Here is a 16,262-nt window from a genome sequence, read left to right as displayed (position 1 = left end):
GTATCGGGACCGGCCTTAGGATTGACGCTCAGGCTATCGTGACGCTATAAAGCGCGAAATGGCGATCGACCGTCAGCAGACTCAGGTTCTCTGTCATCGCCTGGGCGATAAGCATGCGATCGAAGGGATCGCGATGGTGATGCGGAAGAGTGCGGACCGCCTCGATGGCTGCCGTGCTCACAGGGAGAAGCTCAATATCGCCCTCCATCAAGGCATCCACGACATCCTTTCGGACATCAAGTTTCCCGAGAGATTGCTTGATGGCGATCTCCCACAGCGATGCGATGCTCACATAGCATTTCGCGCCGTCTTCTATGATAGGAACATATTGGGCCGGGAGACGCGCATCGCCGTTCAGAGCCCAAATGACGATGTGTGTGTCTAGAAGAAAAAGGCGTGATGTCATTTAGTGTACTCGTCCCATTCGGGACCGAGTTCATCGAAGTCATCCGCCATCCATATTTGGCCACGCATCGCTCCCAGGATGCTCTTCTTGACCGGCGCTGCTTCTGCGAGGGTAGGCTCGACCTTCGCGAAAGGCTTGCCGTCGCGCGTCAGCGTCACGTGTTCGCCAGCCTCGATGCGGCGCACGATGTCTTCTAGAGAAGTGTCCTTGATCGCGATGTTCATTGACAATCCTGATAGCAGCAGTTGGCACTGAGCCAACAATATAATTCGCGGCTACCGATTAGGCAAACAGGGCGTGATCAACCCTTCGAAAACACGTAGTCCGTTTCCTGCCTCAGCACCTCGCCCGGCCGGAGTACGGCATTGGGGAAGCCCGGCTGATTGATGGCATCCGGCCAGATCTGGGTTTCCAGGCAGAAGCCCGCACCGGGCGGGTAGCTTAGCCCATCCAATCCCGGAACCTCCACGTTCATTTTGAACGCTGCATAGAACTGGACGCCGGGCTCGGACGTGTGGACATGCAGGTTGATGCCGGATTTCCGGCTCATGGCGTGAGCAACGAGGCGCTTCGTGACGCGCTCGTCCGACAGGCAGAAATTGTGGTCGTAAAATACGCGCTCGCCGTTTTCCACCTGAATGATCGATTTCATCACGCGGAAATCGAAGGGCGTGCCTTCGACGGATTTGGGTCCGCCTTCGGGGATCTGCAATGCATTTGTCGGCAGGTAGCTATCGGCTGCGATCATTAGCTCGTGGTCAGATGTATCGTGGCCGTCGGTCAGTGAGAAATAGCTGTGCTGGCAGATATTGGCGATCGTCGGCGCATCGGTGGTGCTTTCATAGGCCACGGAAAGCACGCCGCCCGGCTTCAGGTGATAGATCGCGGTAACAGTGCAATTGCCGGGATAGCCGGCGCGGCCCGAGGGATCGACGACCCTGAGCGTCACGCGATCATCAGTGAGGTCGATGATCTCCCAGTTCTGGTTGGCGATCCCATCCGAGCCGCCATGGAGATGGGTCACACCCTTCTCGTTGCGTTCGAGCTGGTATTCGTGGCCGTCGATCGTGAAGCGGCCATTGGCCAACCGATTGGAAGAACGGCCCGGCGTCACGCCGAAATAGGGCGAATGGTCGAGATAATTCGGCATGTTCTCGTGGCCAAGCACCAGTGGTGCGGCATGGCCTTCGAGCCTGATATCCTGGATGATCGCGCCCCAGGTCAGCACTTTGGCGGTCAGCCCACCGCCTTTGAGGAAAACACGGGTCACGGTTTCCCCGTTACGGCCTGTGCCGAATGTCTCGCTCTTTGCCATCTGGCCTCACTCCCGGAATGCTCGGCAGGGAAATTGTATGATTTTTCAGCCAGCCGCAACAACAGAAAACCCCTCTCGACGCCGAGACGTCAAAAAGGGGTTGATAAACATCTGGATATCCCGTGATCAGCGGGTGGGAACGGGGACGGCGCCGCGATAATCGTAGAAGCCGCGGCCGGATTTGCGGCCCAGCCAGCCTGCTTCGACATATTTGACCAGCAGCGGGCACGGCCGGTATTTCGAGTCGGCGAGACCGTCATGCAGCACCTGCATGATAGACAGGCAGGTGTCGAGACCGATGAAATCGGCAAGCTGCAGCGGACCCATGGGATGATTGGCGCCAAGCTTCATTGCCGTGTCGATCGCATCGACCGAGCCGACGCCCTCGTAAAGCGTATAGATCGCCTCGTTGATCATCGGCAGCAGGATGCGGTTGACGATGAAGGCCGGGAAATCCTCGGCAACTGTGATCGTCTTCTCAAGCGAGCCAACGAATTCCTTGGCGGCGGTAAAGGTCTTCTCGTCGGTGGCGATGCCGCGAACCAGTTCGACCAGCTTCATTACCGGCACGGGATTCATGAAATGGATGCCCATGAACCGCTCCGGCCGGTCCGTGGCCGAGGCCAGCCGCGTGATGGACAGCGACGAGGTATTGGTGGCGAGGATCGCCTCTGGCTTCAGGACAGGACAGACCTGGTTATAGATCTTGCGCTTGGTGGCCTCTTCCTCGGTGGCGGCCTCGATGACGAGGTCGGCCGAAGCGAGGTCGTTGATATCGGAGGAGCCGGAGATACGGGCGAGCGCCGCCTTGCGCTCTTCTTCCGTGATCTTGCTGCTTGCGACCTGACGCGCCAGGTTTCCATTGACGGTGGCGAGCGCGGTCTCGATCCTCTCCGCCGAGAGGTCGTATAGTTGCACGCGGTACCCGGCGGCGGCGGCCACCTGGGCGATGCCGTTGCCCATCTGGCCCGCACCGATCACGCCAATCGTCTTGATTTCACTGCCCATCATGTTTCCCGTCGAACGTCCGGCGTGCTTTTTTGCTTGAAGTACCGGATAATAGATGCCGGACATGCCATTTCGCAAGTCCAGCCATTGATACTTCCCTTCCATGACCATTTCCAGCCTTTTTTCGCATTTGCGAAATGACTTGTCCGGCATGGTGAAGACGCACGGCGAAGCAAAACAAAACCCCCGGGGCGGACTGCCTTGCCGGGGGTTCTGAATGCTTTCGGATCAGGCTCAAAGCGCCTTTTCGAGCTCAGGCAGGGCCAGGAAGAGGTCTGCGACGAGGCCGTAATCGGCGACCTGGAAGATGGGGGCTTCCTCGTCCTTGTTGATGGCGACGATGACCTTGGAGTCCTTCATGCCGGCGAGGTGCTGGATGGCGCCCGAAATGCCGGCGGCGATGTAGAGGTCGGGGGCGACCACCTTGCCGGTCTGGCCGACCTGCCAGTCATTGGGTGCGTAGCCGGCATCGACGGCGGCGCGGGAAGCACCGACGGCGGCACCGAGCTTGTCGGCGACCGGCAGGATGAACTCCTTGAACTTCTCCGCCGAGCCGAGAGCACGTCCGCCCGAGATGATGATCTTGGCCGAGGTGAGTTCCGGACGATCCGACGACGACAGCGCATCGCCGACATGGGACGAGACGCCCGGGTTGGCTTCGGCGGCGATCGTCTGGACGGTGGCGGAGCCACCTTCCGCAGCGGATGCGAAGCTCGCGGTCCGGACGGTGATAACCTTCTTGGCTTCGGTCGACTGCACTGTCTGGATGGCGTTACCGGCATAGATCGGGCGCTTGAACGTGTCGGCGGACACGACGTCGGTGATCTCGGAGATCTGCGGCACGTCGAGCAGGGCTGCGACGCGTGGGAAGACGTTCTTGCCCGATGTGGTCGCGGCCGTGATGATCGTGTCATAGCCCGCCGCCATTGCAACGATCAGCGCGGCGAGCGGCTCGGCCAGGAAATGGCCATACTCGTCACTCTCCGCAAGCAGGACCTTGGAGACGCCGGCGAGCTTGGCAGCCTGGTCGGCGACTGCCTTGACGCCCTGGCCCGCGACCAGAACGTGGACATCGCCACCGATCTGGGTGGCGGCGGTCAATGCCTTGTTGGTCTGGTCCGAGAGATGAGCGTTGTCGTGATCGGCAACAAGAAGAATAGTCATTGTTATTGTTCCTTATCTTGCTTGTTGTGGATCAGATGATGCCGGCGGACTTGAGCTTTTCAACCAGCTCGCCGACCGACTTGACCTTGACACCGGACTTGCGGCCCGAGGGCTCCTCTGTCTTGACGACCTTGAGGCGCGGCGTGACATCGACGCCGTAATCGGCGGGCGTCTTCTTGTCGAGCGGCTTCTTCTTGGCCTTCATGATGTTGGGCAGCGAGGCGTAGCGCGGTTCGTTGAGGCGGAGGTCCGAGGTGACGACCGCCGGCAGCTTGACGTTGATCGTCTGGAGGCCGCCATCGACTTCGCGGGTGATGTCGGCGGAGCCGTCCTTGATCTCGACCTTGGAGGCGAAGGTCGCCTGGGCCCAGCCGAGCAGTGCCGACAGCATCTGGCCGGTCTGGTTGGAATCGTCGTCGATCGCCTGCTTGCCGACGATGACGAGGCCAGGCTGTTCGGCTTCGGCGACGCCCTTGACGATCTTGGCAACGGCCAGAGGCTCGACCAGTTCGTCGGTCTCGACCAGGATGGCGCGATCGGCGCCCATGGCGAGCGCGGTACGCAGCGTCTCTTCGGCCTTCGCCGGACCGACGGAAACCACCACGACTTCCTCGGCCTTGCCCGCTTCCTTCAGGCGCAGCGCTTCCTCAACCGAGATTTCGTCGAACGGATTCATCGACATCTTCACATTGGCAAGCTCGACGCCCGAACCATCGGGCTTCACACGGATCTTGACGTTATAGTCAACAACCCGCTTCACGGTCACGAGAATCTTCATGGAGGTCCTTCCCTAACAAGAGTCCGGCGGAAAATGCGCTATCTGCGCCTTTCCCTGATTGTCTAGGCGCGGCATCGGCATGCGCCATTCTCGCCATCTGCTTGTGAATTCCCAGCATCCAGCGATGTCGCAACCGGAATATAGAGCGGCTACACCAAGGTCAACATTGCCAGCAGGCGCTTCAATCGATTTTAACGACCCCAATTGGGCGGAGTTTTTTGCGGCGCCTCGACCGTGGCCGGATCGGCCTCCTTGTGCTCCACCGCCCTGGGGCTGACGATGGTGCGATCGAACAGCGGCACCGCCCAGCGCTTCAGCACGGGGGTCAGCACCAGCCCGGCAAGAATACCGCCGGCATGCGCCGCCCAGGAGACATTGCCCTCATTGTCCACGACCAGCATGTAGAATTGTTGCAGGATCCAGAAGATTAGCGGGATAAAGGCCGGCAACGGCAGCGGAATGCGCCACAGGATCAGCACCCATATCCGCACTTTGGGATGAAGCAGGAAATAGGATGCGACGACGCCCGAAATCGCGCCCGATGCGCCGATCAGCGGACCGGTCGAATGCGGATCGAGAAAGCCGTGGAACCAGGCCGCCGCGGCAGCACAGAGCAGGTAGAAGATCAGGAATTTCACATGCCCCATCGCATCCTCGACATTGTCGCCGAAGACCCAGAGGAACAGCATGTTGGTGGCGATATGCCAGAAATCGCCATGCAGGAAGGCATAGGTGATGTAGGTATAGTCCTCGGGTATCAGATAGAGCGAGGGATCGAGGTGCCGGTTGTCGAACAAGAGCGCGGGGATATAGCCCAGACCCATCGAGGCGCGGCCCGAGAACTCATCGGTCGCGGCAAAGCCGGTCACCAGCCAGACGGCGACATTGATGACGATGAGCGAGATGGTCACATACTGGACGCGGATATGTTTCAGCGCATTGACGTCATAGAGCGGCACGAACATCTGCGGCTTGGTCTCCTCGGTCACTGTGCTTCAACGTGAAATATGTCATAGCCATTTGCAAGTCGCTGCCCTTATCTTCGCCGGCAATTCTAAGCGCGCAACGTCCGCCGCGGCGAAACGTTGTGGACTGGGAAATAACGCGCTAAACTGCACAGACAGTTCGGAGACCGATGCATGACGACGGAAACTGTGAGCCTCGATTTCCTGGCCAAGCAGGCCAAGTCCAATATGGATGAGATGCGTCTTGTCCGGAAGGACGTCGCCGATATGATGCGCCTAGTCAACGCGAGCTACGAACTGACCAGGCGGATCGAGCGACGACAGGGCGAACTTCGCGATGACATCGAACTGATGATGAAGATGGAACTCGGCGGTTCCTTGGCAAATATTCAAACCTCGATCGAAGCGTCGCTTTCGAAAATCGAAGAAAGCGTCAGCGACATTGCGCGACGTGTAGAGGCTGTAGAAAGAGAGCGTTGATTTCTACGCCTACCGATTCTTCCCCGGCACCCAAAGCACATCCGCCTCACCCTTGCGGTTGGCATGCCGGGCCGCGACGAACAAGAAATCCGACAGCCGGTTGGCGTATTTCAATGCCTCGGGGCTGACGATCTCACCCTCGCGTTCGCCCAACGCCACCATCAGCCGCTCGGCGCGGCGTGAGACCGTGCGCGCCAAATGGAGATAGGCCGAAAGCGGCGAGCCGCCCGGTAGGATGAACGAATTGAGCGGCTTGAGCTCGCCGTTGAGGAGATCGATCTCCTGCTCGATGCGTTCCACCTGCGCCGCGACGATGCGGAGCGGCTCCCACTCCATCTTCTCGCCGGTATCCGGCGTGGCGAGGTCGGCCCCGAGATCGAAGAGGTCGTTCTGGATGCGCGGCAGCATTTCGCCGAGGATGGGATGGGCGCCGACATGCAGCATGGCGAGGCCGAGTGTGGCATTGGTCTCGTCAACCGCGCCGAAACACTCGATGCGGAGATCGCTCTTGGAGCGGCGCGGACCGGTGGCGAGGCCGGTCGTGCCGTTGTCGCCGGTGCGGGTGTAGATCTTGTTGAGTTTTACCATGCGTTCAGCGCGTCCCCCCGAGGCTGCCGTCGAAAATCAGGTCGGCCGCCCGCCGCCGGTCAGCCACAGCGTCAGCATGATCAGCGCCACCGCGATGGCCTGCAGCACGACGCGCGCCTGCATCAGCTTGTTCGAGGTATTGCCGGACCCGCCGCGCAGCATGTTCACGAGGCCGCGTATCAGCACGACGACGACCGCGAACATCACCACGATGGCGAGGAAATAGGTTACGGTACCCATGTCAGTTCGTCCTTATAGATAGTCAGCCCAGGCTTCCCATGATCCTGTAGAACAGCCGGGAGGGCAGAAGCCGCTTGAGCAGCACACCGCGCTTTGCGGGTTTCGTGACTATATAATGGGGCTTGGGCTTCGGCGACGTCAAGGCGTGCTTGAGGACTTCATAAACCGCTTCCGGCCCGAGCTTGCCTTTTGCCCCGGACAATTCGCCGCGGAGACGCTTAAGCTGGCGCGCGTACTCGACTTTGTGGACGGTATTTTCCAGGTCGATATGCGCCTCGACGGCCTTGAGGCAATTCGCCATGAACTCGGAACGGATCGGCCCGGGCTCGATCAGGCTGACCTCGATGCCGGAGCCGCGAAGCTCCATCATCATGGTGATCGTCAGGCCCTCGAGCGCGAATTTCGAGGCGTTGTAAGCGCCACGCCAGCGAAACGGCACCAGGCCGAGGATCGACGAGCAATTGACGATGCGGCCATGGCCCTGGGCGCGCATGACCGGGATCAGCCGCCGCGTCAGCTCGTGCCAGCCGAAGACATTGGTCTCGAATTGCAGCCTCAGCACATCGGTGGGCAGATCCTCGACCGCGCCGGGCTGGCCATAGGCGCCGTTGTTATAGAGCGCATCGAGCCTGCCGCCGTTGCGGGCGAGAACCTCGTCGACCAAAGCATGTATCGAGGCTTGATCGGTATAATCCATCACGAAGGTCTCGATGCCCTCGGCTTCGAGACCTGTGCGGTCCTCCTCGCGCCGGACGGTGGCGAACACCCGCCAGCCATCTTGGCTGAGCGCCCGGGCACAGTAAGCCCCGATGCCCGTTGATGCGCCCGTGACGATGATCGCCGGTTTTTGATCCATTTGCCGATGCTTCCTGTACAATCGGGTGGTTGTTTCCCATATTCGGCATTGCCTGCGCAATGGCCTCAACGAAAGCGCGTCCTGGCGCGTTAAATGCATGAACAGACCCAGCGAGGTGGAATGCCGCTTTTTGTCCGGATCACATGGAAAGTCTGCTTCGACGCATTCTGGCACTTCACCGAGGATGACGGCTGGGCAATGGCGAGCCATGTCGCGCTGTCTATTCTGCTCGCGATTTTCCCCTTCCTGATCTTCGGCACGACGCTGGCAACGTTCCTCGGCGCCGACCAGTTTTCGGCAACCGCGGTCCACCTGATCTTCGATAACCTGCCCGCGACGATCGCCGACCCGATCGCACGCGAGGTGACGCAGGTGCTGACCATCCCGCGCGGCGGACTGCTGACCATCTCGGTGCTGGCGGCCTTCTACTTCGCGTCCAATGGGGTGGAGGCGCTGCGCATCTCGCTCAACCGCGCCTACCGAGTCGTGGAGCCGCGTCCGTGGTACATCACCCGGCCGATCAGTCTCGGCTATGTGCTGGCGGCGGTCATGGCGCTGGTCATGCTGTCAATTTTCCTGGTGGCCGCGCCGCTTGCGCTCAAATATGCCGGGCGCTGGGTGCCGTGGGCAACGGACCTGCTGATCGTGGTCGATAGCTGGTCGAGTTGGGGCGCATTCGCGACGGTGCTGATCGCATTGCTCGTCTGCCATCTCTACCTGCCGGCCGGTCGAAGACGGTTCCTCGATGTCGTCCCGGGCATTGTCCTGACCATCATCGCCTGGATCGGCGGCGCCTTCATTTTCGGCTACTATATCGGCAGCTTCGCCAATTATGCCGCGACCTATGCCGGCCTGGCCTCGATCATGATCGCGCTGGTGTTTCTCTACATGACCGGGGTGATCTTCATTCTCGGCGCCGAGATCAATGCCGCACTGCTGAAATATCGCGTCCGCGATATCATCAAGCGCGCGTCACGCGGCCAGGAGTCCGAGCCGGCGACGGATCCCTGACGGCGTCTCGCCGGCCTCGCGTAAGGTGCGAAGCCCGGTCGAGGCGATGCTTTTCGAGAGCTTCTGGCCTGATTCATCCTTGATCAGCGGATGGTGGTGGTAGATCGGCGCCTGCAAGCCGAACAGGACCTGCAGCAGGCGGTGGACATGCGTGGCGTGAAACAGGTCCATGCCGCGCACAACGTGGGTCACGCCCTGGAGGGCATCATCGAGGACGACCGAGAGGTGGTAGCTCGACGGCGCGTCCCACCGCCACAGCACGACGTCGCCCCAGACGGATGGGTTCGCGGGGGTGACGCGCTCCTCGCCCGAATTTGCCTCGGTCCATATCAGAGAGTTTTCGCTTACCCCCCTCTGGCCTGCCGGCCATCTCCCCCTCAAGGGGGGAGATTGACTCGCAGCACTTTCACCGCCTTCAATAAGCTGCCGAATTTGCGGCAAACTCGACGTTTCTGATGGCCGAGGCGGACCCTCCATCCAATCTCCCCCCTTGAGGGGGAGATGGCCGGCAGGCCAGAGGGGAGTGTCCCCTTGCACGAAGGCCAGCGCCTTTTCCATATTCAGCCGCCACATATGCCGGTCGCCACGGGCAATCCGCGCCTCGGCGTCTGCTGGGTCGAGATATCGCTCACCTGTCGGATAATGCGGCGAACCATCTGGATCATATTTCCAGCGGCCGCAATTCCTCTCGTAGTCCGAGACATGCGCCTTAACCTCGGCGCGTGAGAGAAAGGCCGGGTAGACCAGCCCCCGCGATTTCAGATCATCGAGCACTGCCTGATACTCCGCCACATGCTCGGATTGCCGCCGAACCGGCTCTTCCCATTCCAGCCCGAGCCAGCGCAGATCATCATAAATCTGCGCCTCATATTCCGGCCGGCAGCGGGCCGGATCGATGTCCTCAATGCGGAGAAGGAAGCGGCCGCCCACCTCGTTCGCCATGTCGAAATTGAGGATCGCCGACAGGGCATGGCCGAGATGCAATTCGCCGTTCGGGCTCGGCGCAAAGCGAAAGACCGGCTGTTCCGTCATGCCGCCTTCTTCTTGAAGACCGTGCCGGAGACCGCGAGCAGGGCGCCGCCCGGAACCAGGACGCAGGCGAGCAGCACCTGCCATGTGGCATCGGCAAAGCCCGCCGCGATCAAGGCAAGCGTGGACAGAACCGGCGCAGCGTAGCTCGCCACGCCGAGAAGCTGGATGTCGCCCTTCTTGACGCCATGGTCCCAGGCGTAGAAGGCGAGCCCGACCGGGAATATGCCGAGGCCCAGGATCGCCAGCCACTCGGTCGATGCGGTGGGCCAGACCGTCGTCTCGAGAAACAGATGGCTGATCGCCGACAGGACCGCCGTCGCCAGGCAGAAGCCCGTCACTGCATCGGTCGGCACATCGCCGAATCGGCGGCTGAGCAGTGAATAGCTTGCCCAGGTGATCGCGCAGGCAAACGCCGCGGCATAACCCATATAGCGCTGGGCGTCGGTGAACTGCTCCGATCCGCCGACACGGCCTGAGAGAATCAGCGCGGCACCGGCAAAGCCGATCAGCGCGCCGATGATATGGACAGCCCTGAGCCGCTCGCCCGGCAGCATGGCGGAGCCGAGCACGATGAACAGCGGCCAGAGATAGGCGATCATGCCCGCTTCGGCCGGCGGCGCGTTCCGGAGTGCGGTGAAATAGAGGAAGTGATAGCCGAACAGCCCGATGATACCGGTGGCCCAGGCCGCCACCGGCTGCTTCAGCAGTTTCAGCCGCTCAGGCCGCGCGATGAAAAGGACAATTCCCGGCAGCGAACCGATGGCGAAACAGATCGCGGACAGCTGGAAGGGCGGCATCTTGCCGGAGGCGGCTGTGAACAGCGCCAGCAGCGACCACATCAGGATCGCGGAAAAACCTATCGATGTCGCACGCATATTCACGGATAAGCTCTCCCTTCGAAGCCGATCATCCGTCGAAATGCGTGGCCTTCATGGTGAGGGTGCCAAACCTTGTCGGGACGGAGAAAAACACCGGAGCATATACATTCATTCGCTCCGTTTTCGCAAACCAGATCTCCATGCTCTTCAGGCGGCGCAGGAATTCGGCCTCGGTGCTGCCCTTGCGATAGCCCGCGAGCGGCTTGTACTGCATGCCGCAGACCACGACCTTGCCGTCGAAACCATCGGTCTTGAACGTATCCTCGCGCCGAGGTTCCAGGGTCAGGTCAAGCCGGGTTTCGCCGTCATAGACAGGAATCAGCGGCTTGCATGGATCGCTGCCGCCGGGCTGGATCAATCCCGCGAGCGGGTCGGTCACGGCCTTCAAATCTTCCGGCATGACCGGCACCCAGTTCTTCTGGCGCGAGCGGTCGCGCTGGGGCTCGATGCGGGTCGAGACGACGTCGCCGTCCTTGAATTCGGTCTCGAACAGTCGATGCCGCTTGCCCTTGCGATACTGAAGATAATAGCGCTGGGACTGCAAGCCACCGTTTTCGATCACACCGGTGGAGACGAGCTCGGCCGTCAGGTCCGAAACCATGTGGCCGACGCCCGCCGATTTGAAATCGACCTGGATCTCATAAAGATTGTCATCGCGCCGGGAGTTGAAGCTGGCGCGCGCGAAGGGCAGTCCTGCCAGCTGGATGTCGAAATCGGCGCGATGCCGGACCGGCTCCGCCCCTGCCGCTAGAGGCACGAAAGCTGTGCAAAACGACAGGAATGTAGCGGCAAAAGCTTTGACCATGATAACGCCCTGCAACGAATGACCCGCACTTACGGATTCTTTGTGTTTTTTCTGCGTGACATATAGGAAGGCTTTGTCAGGAAGGCTGTGTCCTGTCAGAAAATTCCTCGAAATCCAAGGATAGTCTTGACAGGCCCGGCCGCTCCAATTATGGAACCGCAACTTCAAAAACAGGCCAGCGGCGCGCGGGCCCGAATTTCGGGTCCGTTTTTAGTTTGTCCGGCCGGATAAAAGAATAGGTGATACCATGTCCCGAGTTTGCGAACTGACCGGCAAGGGCGTCCTGGTTGGAAACAATGTCAGCCATGCGAACAACAAGACCAAGCGCCGCTATCTGCCGAACCTTTGCCAGGTGACGCTGATCTCCGACGCGCTCGGCCAGCGTTTCCGCCTGCGCGTTTCGGCACATGCCTTGCGTTCGGTCGAACATCGCGGCGGTCTCGATGCCTTCCTCACCAAGGCCGATGCCAGCGAACTGTCGATCCGCGCTCGCCTGCTGAAACGCCAGATCGAAAAGAAGGTCGCTGCCTGATATCAGGCATCCGGTTTTCCGACCCAAGGCTTGACCGGGCAACCGTTCAGGCCTTTTGTCATTCTTACGTGGGCACCTCGCCCATCCCATCGTTCCTCCAACTGGTGGCATCACCCAGGATAAAAAAATGCTGACCCAGCGCTATACCCTCGTCTACATCATGCTGATGACGCTTGTCGTCGTCGCCTCCAATATCCTCGTGCAGTATCCGGTGCAGGGCATGCTCGGCGCGATCAACCTCGCCGACCTCTTGACCTGGGGTGCCTTCACCTACCCCTTCGCCTTCCTGGTGACCGATTTCACCAATCGCCAGTTCGGGCCTAGATATGCGCGCATCGTCGTGCTTTGCGGTTTCGTCGTGGGCGTGGTGTTGTCCTGGTACCTTTCTCTTCCGCGTATTGCGATCGCGTCGGGCCTCGCCTTCCTTCTCGGCCAGATGCTCGATATCTCCGTCTTCAATCGGCTCCGTCGGCAGAGCTGGTGGCACGCGCCCCTCGCGGGCTCCATGCTGGGCTCGATCCTCGATACGGTGCTGTTCTTTTCGTTCGCGTTCGCCCCGGCCTTCTCGGTCTTCGGCCCGAACGATGCCTATGCGATCGAACACGCACCGATCCTCGGTGTCATGACGGAGGAAGCCCCACGCTGGATCTCCTGGGCGCTCGGCGATCTCTCGGTGAAGATGCTGTTTGCGATCGTGCTGCTGCTGCCCTACGGCGCGCTGATGAGCACGTTGAAGCCGATGCCTGGTGTGGCGAAGGTTTGACGCGGTTTTCAGGCAAGTAAGACCCCGCCGTCACCGCTTGCTCGGAACCATGTTCTCGAAATAGCGGAATGCGACGACCATGATGCCGGTCAGGATCATATAGATCAGGGCGAGCAGCAGCAGCGGCTCATAGGTCAGGTAGGTCGCCTGCCTGACCTTCGAAATCACGCCATAGGCATCGACGACGGTAATCGTCGCCACCAGCGGCGTCGATTTCAACTGCAGCACGGTATCGCCGGTCAGGGTGGGCAATGCGCGGTGGAGCGCGCGCGGCAGCCAGATGCGGCGGAACATCGTCCAACGGCCCATACCATAGGACTTTGCGGCCTCGAGTTCGCCACGCGGCACGCCCTTGAAGGCGCCGCGCATCACCTCGCCCTCATAGGCGGCGAACGAGAGCATCAGCGCCAGGAAGCCATAGGGCCACGCCTGCCTGATATAATAGAATATCTCGGGATATTCCTTCCGGAAATCGGGGTTTGCCGCCAGGATCGAACCCAGGCCGTAATAGAGCAGCCATAGCTGCAGCAGCAGCGGCGTGCCGCGGATGATGCCGCAGAAGCCGGCTGCGAGCCAGCCGAGCGGCCTCGGACCGGTCACCTGGGCGAGACCAAGCGGAATGGCGAAAAGCATGCCGACAATGGCGCTCGAGAAAAGCAATGCCAGCGTCCGCCCTATGCCAACCAGCAATTGGTTTTGATACTGCGGGATCCAGTCCCATCGCATGGTCGTCGCGGCCAGGATGACGAGACCGGCCGCAACCAGCATCATGATAACCCGATGCGGCATGAACCAGTTGACGCGTTTGGCAACATCGACAACAGCGGTGCTTTGGACGGTGGTGGTGTCGCTCATCAGGTTGGCCTCACCAGACCGCGTCCGAAGCGCGCTTCGATGATCTTGATGACAATGCCCGACAGGATCGAGACTGTCAGGTAGATCGCGCCTGCGGCGAGAAAGAAGGTCATGTAATGCTTAGTGGCGCCTGCCGCCTGCCGGGTGGCCAGCGTCAGCTCGGTGAAGCCGACAACGGCCAGAAGCGCCGTATCCTTCGTCGTCGTCAGCCAGTAATTGCCGAGGCCCGGAAGCGCATGCGGCAGCATGGCGGGAAATATGATGCGGCGGAAAATCTGAAACGGCCCCATGCCATAGGAGCGTCCCGCTTCTATCTCGCCACCCGGAACCGCCTTGATCGCGCCGCGTATGACCTCTGTCAGATAAGCCCCAAGCACGACTCCGATAACCACAATGCCAGCAACCAGGCCGCTGATATCGACCTGGCCGATGCCGATGCGGATCAGCACGGCATTCAGCGCCTCGGTGCCGGCGTAGTAGAGTATGAGAATGAGAACGAGTTCGGGCACGGCCCGGACGACGGTCGTGTAGACTTCGAGGAGATCGCGGGTGACGACACCGCCATAGAGCTTGCCCGAAGCGCCGAGCAATCCGATCACCATGCCGAGCGCATAGCCGCCGAAGGCGATATACATCGAATTGATTAAGCCCGCGAGGAGCACAGCACCCCAGCCGGGGGGCTCGAATGCCAGAACGCTCAGATCCGAAAGGGCCGTCAGGGCTTCATACATGCGCGATGTCGCCGCCTGGAGGAAAAGGTGGCGCGCGACCGGAACCGCGCGCCGCGTTCAGAAGACATCACTCGCCGTAAATGTTGAAGTCGAAATGCTTCTTCGAGAAAGTGTCATAAGTGCCGTTGGCGCGGATCGCCTTGATCGCGGCATTCAGCTTTTCCTTGAGAGCACCTTCGTCCTTACGGATGCCGATGCCGACACCGGCACCGAGGATCGCCGCATCGTCCGCGACATTGCCCTTGTGGTCGCAGCAGGCGCCGGCTTCCGACTTGAGGAAGGCGTCGAGCGCGATGGCGTCGGCCTGCACGGCATCGACACGGCCGGCGGCAAGATCCTGGTTGGCTTCGTCCTGGGTCTGGTATTCCTTGACCTCAGCGGCCGTCGGGCCGAAATGCTTGGTGGCGTAATCCTGGTGGATGGTCGAAACCTGGACGCCGATGATCTTGCCCGCGAGGCTTTCCGGCGTCGCGTCGAACTTGTCGTCCTTGCGGCCGATGATGCCGGTCGGGGTGTTGTAATACTTGTCCGAGAAGTCGATCGTCTTGAGGCGTTCCTCGGTGATCGACATCGAGCCGACGATCATGTCGATCTTCTTGGTGGTGAGTGCCGGGATGATGCCGTCCCAGGCAACTGGCGTGATCACGCAATCGAGCTTGGCTTCCTTGCAGATCGCATCGGCGAATTCGACTTCCCAGCCGACCCACTTGCCCGACGCGTCAAGCGAGGTGAAGGGCGGATAGGGTTCGGCGGCAAAGCCGACCTTGACCTGTTCAGCCATTGCCGATGCACCGCCCGAGATGCCGATTGCGAGAGCGAGGGCTGCGACTTTCAAACCGTTTTTCATACTGTTCTCCCAGTTTCTGGTTTGGCTTGTTGATTAGTGGACCGAGCTGATGAAGCGTTTCAGATGCTCGGACTGCGGGTTGCCGAACAGCTGTTCGGGCGGTCCCTGTTCTTCGACGATGCCCTGCCGGAGATAGACGACGTGGCTGGCCACGTTGCGCGCGAATTTCATCTCGTGGGTGACGAGGATCATCGTGCGTTTTTCCTTGGCGAGATCGCCGATGACGGCGAGCACCTCGCCCACCAGTTCCGGATCGAGCGCCGAAGTCGGCTCGTCGAACAGCATGGCGAGCGGCTCCACGGCGAGTGCCCGGGCAATTGCCGCGCGCTGCTGCTGGCCGCCGGACATGAAGCCGGGATAGACATCACGCTTTTCGTAAAGCCCGACCCGCTTGAGGATGGTTTCAGCCCGCGCCATAGCCTGGTCCTTCGGCACGCCGAGCACATGGATCGGCGCCTCGACGACGTTCTGGATCACGGTCATGTGCTGCCAGAGATTGAAGTTCTGAAACACCATGGCCAGTTGCGAACGGATGCGCTGGACCTGCTTCCGGTTTGCAGGCATCAAGCCGCCATGGCCATCCTTCTTCATGTCGATCCTCTCGCCATGAATGGTGATCGTGCCCGCGCTCGGAAGCTCCAGCATGTTGATACAGCGCAGGAAGGTGGATTTGCCCGAACCGGAACCGCCGATGATCGCGATCACATCGCCTTGCCGGGCTGTCAGCGACACACCCTTCAGAACTTCCAGGGGGCCGAATTTTTTATGCAGATCAGCGACTTGAATCGCTTCCGCCGACTCACTCATGAAAACCGCCAATACCGGATTTTGGATCTATCCGTGTTCATTCTTGTTCCCCAGTTTATGTTTTTACGATGAAAGCCACTGGCCTCTTTCGTCGCGTTAAAAATCAGTAAATCACTTGTTCTTAAATTATTCAAGTGTATAATCCACTTTCCGTCACAAGGACCGGATGCAATCGGCCGGTTACCACATCCATGGAGAAAA

Annotated in this window: 21 protein-coding genes; 4 read left to right on the top strand and 17 right to left on the bottom strand. The window is 60.4% G+C overall.

The window, feature by feature from the left end:
• Nucleotides 1–28: 28 nt before the first annotated feature.
• The 7 genes from IHQ71_RS27490 to IHQ71_RS27460 all read right to left on the bottom strand — a co-directional run bounded on the left by IHQ71_RS27490 (nt 29) and on the right by IHQ71_RS27460 (nt 5,636).
• Nucleotides 29–406, bottom strand: a complete 378-nt coding sequence (locus tag IHQ71_RS27490) for a type II toxin-antitoxin system VapC family toxin (protein ID WP_258159570.1) — start codon at nt 404–406, stop codon at nt 29–31.
• On the bottom strand, nt 403–630 hold the full coding sequence (locus IHQ71_RS27485; RefSeq protein WP_258159569.1) for a type II toxin-antitoxin system Phd/YefM family antitoxin: 228 nt from the start codon (nt 628–630) through the stop codon (nt 403–405). Before IHQ71_RS27485 ends, IHQ71_RS27490 begins: the two co-directional genes overlap by 4 nt.
• A gap of 77 nt (nt 631–707) precedes the next feature.
• Nucleotides 708–1,721, bottom strand: coding sequence for an aldose epimerase family protein (locus IHQ71_RS27480; RefSeq protein ID WP_258159568.1), 1,014 nt, complete (start codon nt 1,719–1,721; stop codon nt 708–710).
• 126 nt (nt 1,722–1,847) lie between these two features.
• The gene (locus IHQ71_RS27475) at nt 1,848–2,732 is read right to left on the bottom strand and encodes a 3-hydroxybutyryl-CoA dehydrogenase (protein WP_374990063.1); all 885 of its coding nucleotides are present in this window, start codon (nt 2,730–2,732) and stop codon (nt 1,848–1,850) included.
• A gap of 231 nt (nt 2,733–2,963) precedes the next feature.
• The gene (locus IHQ71_RS27470) at nt 2,964–3,893 is read right to left on the bottom strand and encodes an electron transfer flavoprotein subunit alpha/FixB family protein (protein WP_258159567.1); all 930 of its coding nucleotides are present in this window, start codon (nt 3,891–3,893) and stop codon (nt 2,964–2,966) included.
• 31 nt (nt 3,894–3,924) lie between these two features.
• Nucleotides 3,925–4,671 (bottom strand): electron transfer flavoprotein subunit beta/FixA family protein, encoded by a 747-nt coding sequence (locus IHQ71_RS27465; protein ID WP_258159566.1) that lies wholly within the window; start codon nt 4,669–4,671, stop codon nt 3,925–3,927.
• A 191-nt stretch (nt 4,672–4,862) separates the two neighbouring features.
• Nucleotides 4,863–5,636 (bottom strand): rhomboid family intramembrane serine protease, encoded by a 774-nt coding sequence (locus tag IHQ71_RS27460; RefSeq protein ID WP_258162969.1) that lies wholly within the window; start codon nt 5,634–5,636, stop codon nt 4,863–4,865.
• A gap of 174 nt (nt 5,637–5,810) precedes the next feature.
• Between IHQ71_RS27460 and IHQ71_RS27455 the strand changes: the two genes are divergently transcribed.
• On the top strand, nt 5,811–6,116 hold the full coding sequence (locus tag IHQ71_RS27455; RefSeq protein ID WP_258159565.1) for a hypothetical protein: 306 nt from the start codon (nt 5,811–5,813) through the stop codon (nt 6,114–6,116).
• Nucleotides 6,117–6,125: 9 nt separating this feature from the next.
• Here IHQ71_RS27455 and IHQ71_RS27450 read toward each other — a convergent pair whose 3' ends face one another.
• The 3 genes from IHQ71_RS27450 to IHQ71_RS27440 are packed head-to-tail and all read right to left on the bottom strand — an operon-like array spanning nt 6,126 to nt 7,800.
• Complete coding sequence (locus IHQ71_RS27450) at nt 6,126–6,704, bottom strand: cob(I)yrinic acid a,c-diamide adenosyltransferase (RefSeq protein WP_258159564.1); 579 nt, start codon at nt 6,702–6,704, stop codon at nt 6,126–6,128.
• 36 nt (nt 6,705–6,740) lie between these two features.
• Nucleotides 6,741–6,944: a twin transmembrane helix small protein gene (locus IHQ71_RS27445; RefSeq protein WP_258159563.1), complete on the bottom strand. Its 204-nt coding sequence runs from the start codon at nt 6,942–6,944 to the stop codon at nt 6,741–6,743.
• Between the two features lie 22 nt (nt 6,945–6,966).
• Nucleotides 6,967–7,800 (bottom strand): SDR family oxidoreductase, encoded by an 834-nt coding sequence (locus IHQ71_RS27440; RefSeq protein ID WP_258159562.1) that lies wholly within the window; start codon nt 7,798–7,800, stop codon nt 6,967–6,969.
• A 120-nt stretch (nt 7,801–7,920) separates the two neighbouring features.
• Between IHQ71_RS27440 and IHQ71_RS27435 the strand changes: the two genes are divergently transcribed.
• Entirely contained in the window at nt 7,921–8,811 is an 891-nt protein-coding gene (locus IHQ71_RS27435) for a YihY/virulence factor BrkB family protein (RefSeq protein ID WP_258159561.1), read from the top strand.
• On the opposite strand, the gene IHQ71_RS27430 is transcribed toward IHQ71_RS27435, so the two are convergent.
• Genes IHQ71_RS27430 through IHQ71_RS27420 form a run of 3 tightly spaced genes read right to left on the bottom strand, consistent with a single transcriptional unit; the run spans nt 8,773 to nt 11,526 of the window.
• Nucleotides 8,773–9,843 carry a glutamate--tRNA ligase family protein gene (locus IHQ71_RS27430; RefSeq protein ID WP_258159560.1) on the bottom strand — a complete coding sequence of 357 codons (1,071 nt, stop codon included), beginning with the start codon at nt 9,841–9,843 and terminating at the stop codon, nt 8,773–8,775. The genes IHQ71_RS27435 and IHQ71_RS27430 overlap by 39 nt on opposite strands.
• Nucleotides 9,840–10,724 (bottom strand): DMT family transporter, encoded by an 885-nt coding sequence (locus tag IHQ71_RS27425; protein WP_258159559.1) that lies wholly within the window; start codon nt 10,722–10,724, stop codon nt 9,840–9,842. Before IHQ71_RS27425 ends, IHQ71_RS27430 begins: the two co-directional genes overlap by 4 nt.
• A 25-nt stretch (nt 10,725–10,749) precedes the next feature.
• Nucleotides 10,750–11,526 carry a DUF3108 domain-containing protein gene (locus IHQ71_RS27420; protein WP_258159558.1) on the bottom strand — a complete coding sequence of 259 codons (777 nt, stop codon included), beginning with the start codon at nt 11,524–11,526 and terminating at the stop codon, nt 10,750–10,752.
• Nucleotides 11,527–11,773: 247 nt separating this feature from the next.
• On the opposite strand from IHQ71_RS27420, the gene rpmB reads away from it, so the two are divergent.
• Nucleotides 11,774–12,058 carry a 50S ribosomal protein L28 gene (rpmB, locus tag IHQ71_RS27415; RefSeq protein ID WP_258159557.1) on the top strand — a complete coding sequence of 95 codons (285 nt, stop codon included), beginning with the start codon at nt 11,774–11,776 and terminating at the stop codon, nt 12,056–12,058.
• A gap of 127 nt (nt 12,059–12,185) precedes the next feature.
• On the top strand, nt 12,186–12,821 hold the full coding sequence (locus IHQ71_RS27410) for a VUT family protein (RefSeq protein ID WP_258159556.1): 636 nt from the start codon (nt 12,186–12,188) through the stop codon (nt 12,819–12,821).
• A 30-nt stretch (nt 12,822–12,851) separates the two neighbouring features.
• Here the strand turns inward: IHQ71_RS27410 and IHQ71_RS27405 are convergent, their stop codons facing one another.
• The 4 genes from IHQ71_RS27405 to IHQ71_RS27390 form a co-directional block, all read right to left on the bottom strand.
• The gene (locus IHQ71_RS27405) at nt 12,852–13,679 is read right to left on the bottom strand and encodes an ABC transporter permease subunit (RefSeq protein ID WP_374990062.1); all 828 of its coding nucleotides are present in this window, start codon (nt 13,677–13,679) and stop codon (nt 12,852–12,854) included.
• Nucleotides 13,676–14,407, bottom strand: coding sequence for an ABC transporter permease (locus tag IHQ71_RS27400; protein WP_258159554.1), 732 nt, complete (start codon nt 14,405–14,407; stop codon nt 13,676–13,678). Before IHQ71_RS27400 ends, IHQ71_RS27405 begins: the two co-directional genes overlap by 4 nt.
• 67 nt (nt 14,408–14,474) lie before the next feature.
• On the bottom strand, nt 14,475–15,254 hold the full coding sequence (locus tag IHQ71_RS27395) for a transporter substrate-binding domain-containing protein (RefSeq protein WP_258159553.1): 780 nt from the start codon (nt 15,252–15,254) through the stop codon (nt 14,475–14,477).
• A 33-nt stretch (nt 15,255–15,287) separates the two neighbouring features.
• Complete coding sequence (locus IHQ71_RS27390; protein ID WP_258159552.1) at nt 15,288–16,061, bottom strand: ABC transporter ATP-binding protein; 774 nt, start codon at nt 16,059–16,061, stop codon at nt 15,288–15,290.
• Nucleotides 16,062–16,262: the final 201 nt, after the last annotated feature.

Source organism: Rhizobium sp. TH2 (assembly GCF_024707525.1).
Lineage (GTDB): Bacteria > Pseudomonadota > Alphaproteobacteria > Rhizobiales > Rhizobiaceae > Rhizobium_E.
The sequence above is the reverse complement of the archived record's forward strand: the minus strand, read 5'-3'. Positions and strand labels throughout refer to the sequence as shown.

Bases quoted from the DNA above. Each gene is read 5' to 3' on its own strand.
- IHQ71_RS27440 (WP_258159562.1), bottom strand. From the start codon at position 7,800: ATGGATCAAAAACCGGCGATCATCGTCACGGGCGCATCAACGGGCATC.
- IHQ71_RS27390 (WP_258159552.1), bottom strand. From the start codon at position 16,061: ATGAGTGAGTCGGCGGAAGCGATTCAAGTCGCTGATCTGCATAAAAAA.
- IHQ71_RS27465 (WP_258159566.1), bottom strand. From the start codon at position 4,671: ATGAAGATTCTCGTGACCGTGAAGCGGGTTGTTGACTATAACGTCAAG.
- IHQ71_RS27400 (WP_258159554.1), bottom strand. From the start codon at position 14,407: ATGTATGAAGCCCTGACGGCCCTTTCGGATCTGAGCGTTCTGGCATTC.
- IHQ71_RS27455 (WP_258159565.1), top strand. From the start codon at position 5,811: ATGACGACGGAAACTGTGAGCCTCGATTTCCTGGCCAAGCAGGCCAAG.
- IHQ71_RS27430 (WP_258159560.1), bottom strand. From the start codon at position 9,843: ATGACGGAACAGCCGGTCTTTCGCTTTGCGCCGAGCCCGAACGGCGAA.
- IHQ71_RS27490 (WP_258159570.1), bottom strand. From the start codon at position 406: ATGACATCACGCCTTTTTCTTCTAGACACACACATCGTCATTTGGGCT.
- IHQ71_RS27450 (WP_258159564.1), bottom strand. From the start codon at position 6,704: ATGGTAAAACTCAACAAGATCTACACCCGCACCGGCGACAACGGCACG.
- IHQ71_RS27435 (WP_258159561.1), top strand. From the start codon at position 7,921: ATGCCGCTTTTTGTCCGGATCACATGGAAAGTCTGCTTCGACGCATTC.
- IHQ71_RS27420 (WP_258159558.1), bottom strand. From the start codon at position 11,526: ATGGTCAAAGCTTTTGCCGCTACATTCCTGTCGTTTTGCACAGCTTTC.
- IHQ71_RS27485 (WP_258159569.1), bottom strand. From the start codon at position 630: ATGAACATCGCGATCAAGGACACTTCTCTAGAAGACATCGTGCGCCGC.
- rpmB (WP_258159557.1), top strand. From the start codon at position 11,774: ATGTCCCGAGTTTGCGAACTGACCGGCAAGGGCGTCCTGGTTGGAAAC.
- IHQ71_RS27460 (WP_258162969.1), bottom strand. From the start codon at position 5,636: ATGTTCGTGCCGCTCTATGACGTCAATGCGCTGAAACATATCCGCGTC.
- IHQ71_RS27475 (WP_374990063.1), bottom strand. From the start codon at position 2,732: ATGATGGGCAGTGAAATCAAGACGATTGGCGTGATCGGTGCGGGCCAG.
- IHQ71_RS27410 (WP_258159556.1), top strand. From the start codon at position 12,186: ATGCTGACCCAGCGCTATACCCTCGTCTACATCATGCTGATGACGCTT.
- IHQ71_RS27395 (WP_258159553.1), bottom strand. From the start codon at position 15,254: ATGAAAAACGGTTTGAAAGTCGCAGCCCTCGCTCTCGCAATCGGCATC.
- IHQ71_RS27470 (WP_258159567.1), bottom strand. From the start codon at position 3,893: ATGACTATTCTTCTTGTTGCCGATCACGACAACGCTCATCTCTCGGAC.
- IHQ71_RS27480 (WP_258159568.1), bottom strand. From the start codon at position 1,721: ATGGCAAAGAGCGAGACATTCGGCACAGGCCGTAACGGGGAAACCGTG.
- IHQ71_RS27445 (WP_258159563.1), bottom strand. From the start codon at position 6,944: ATGGGTACCGTAACCTATTTCCTCGCCATCGTGGTGATGTTCGCGGTC.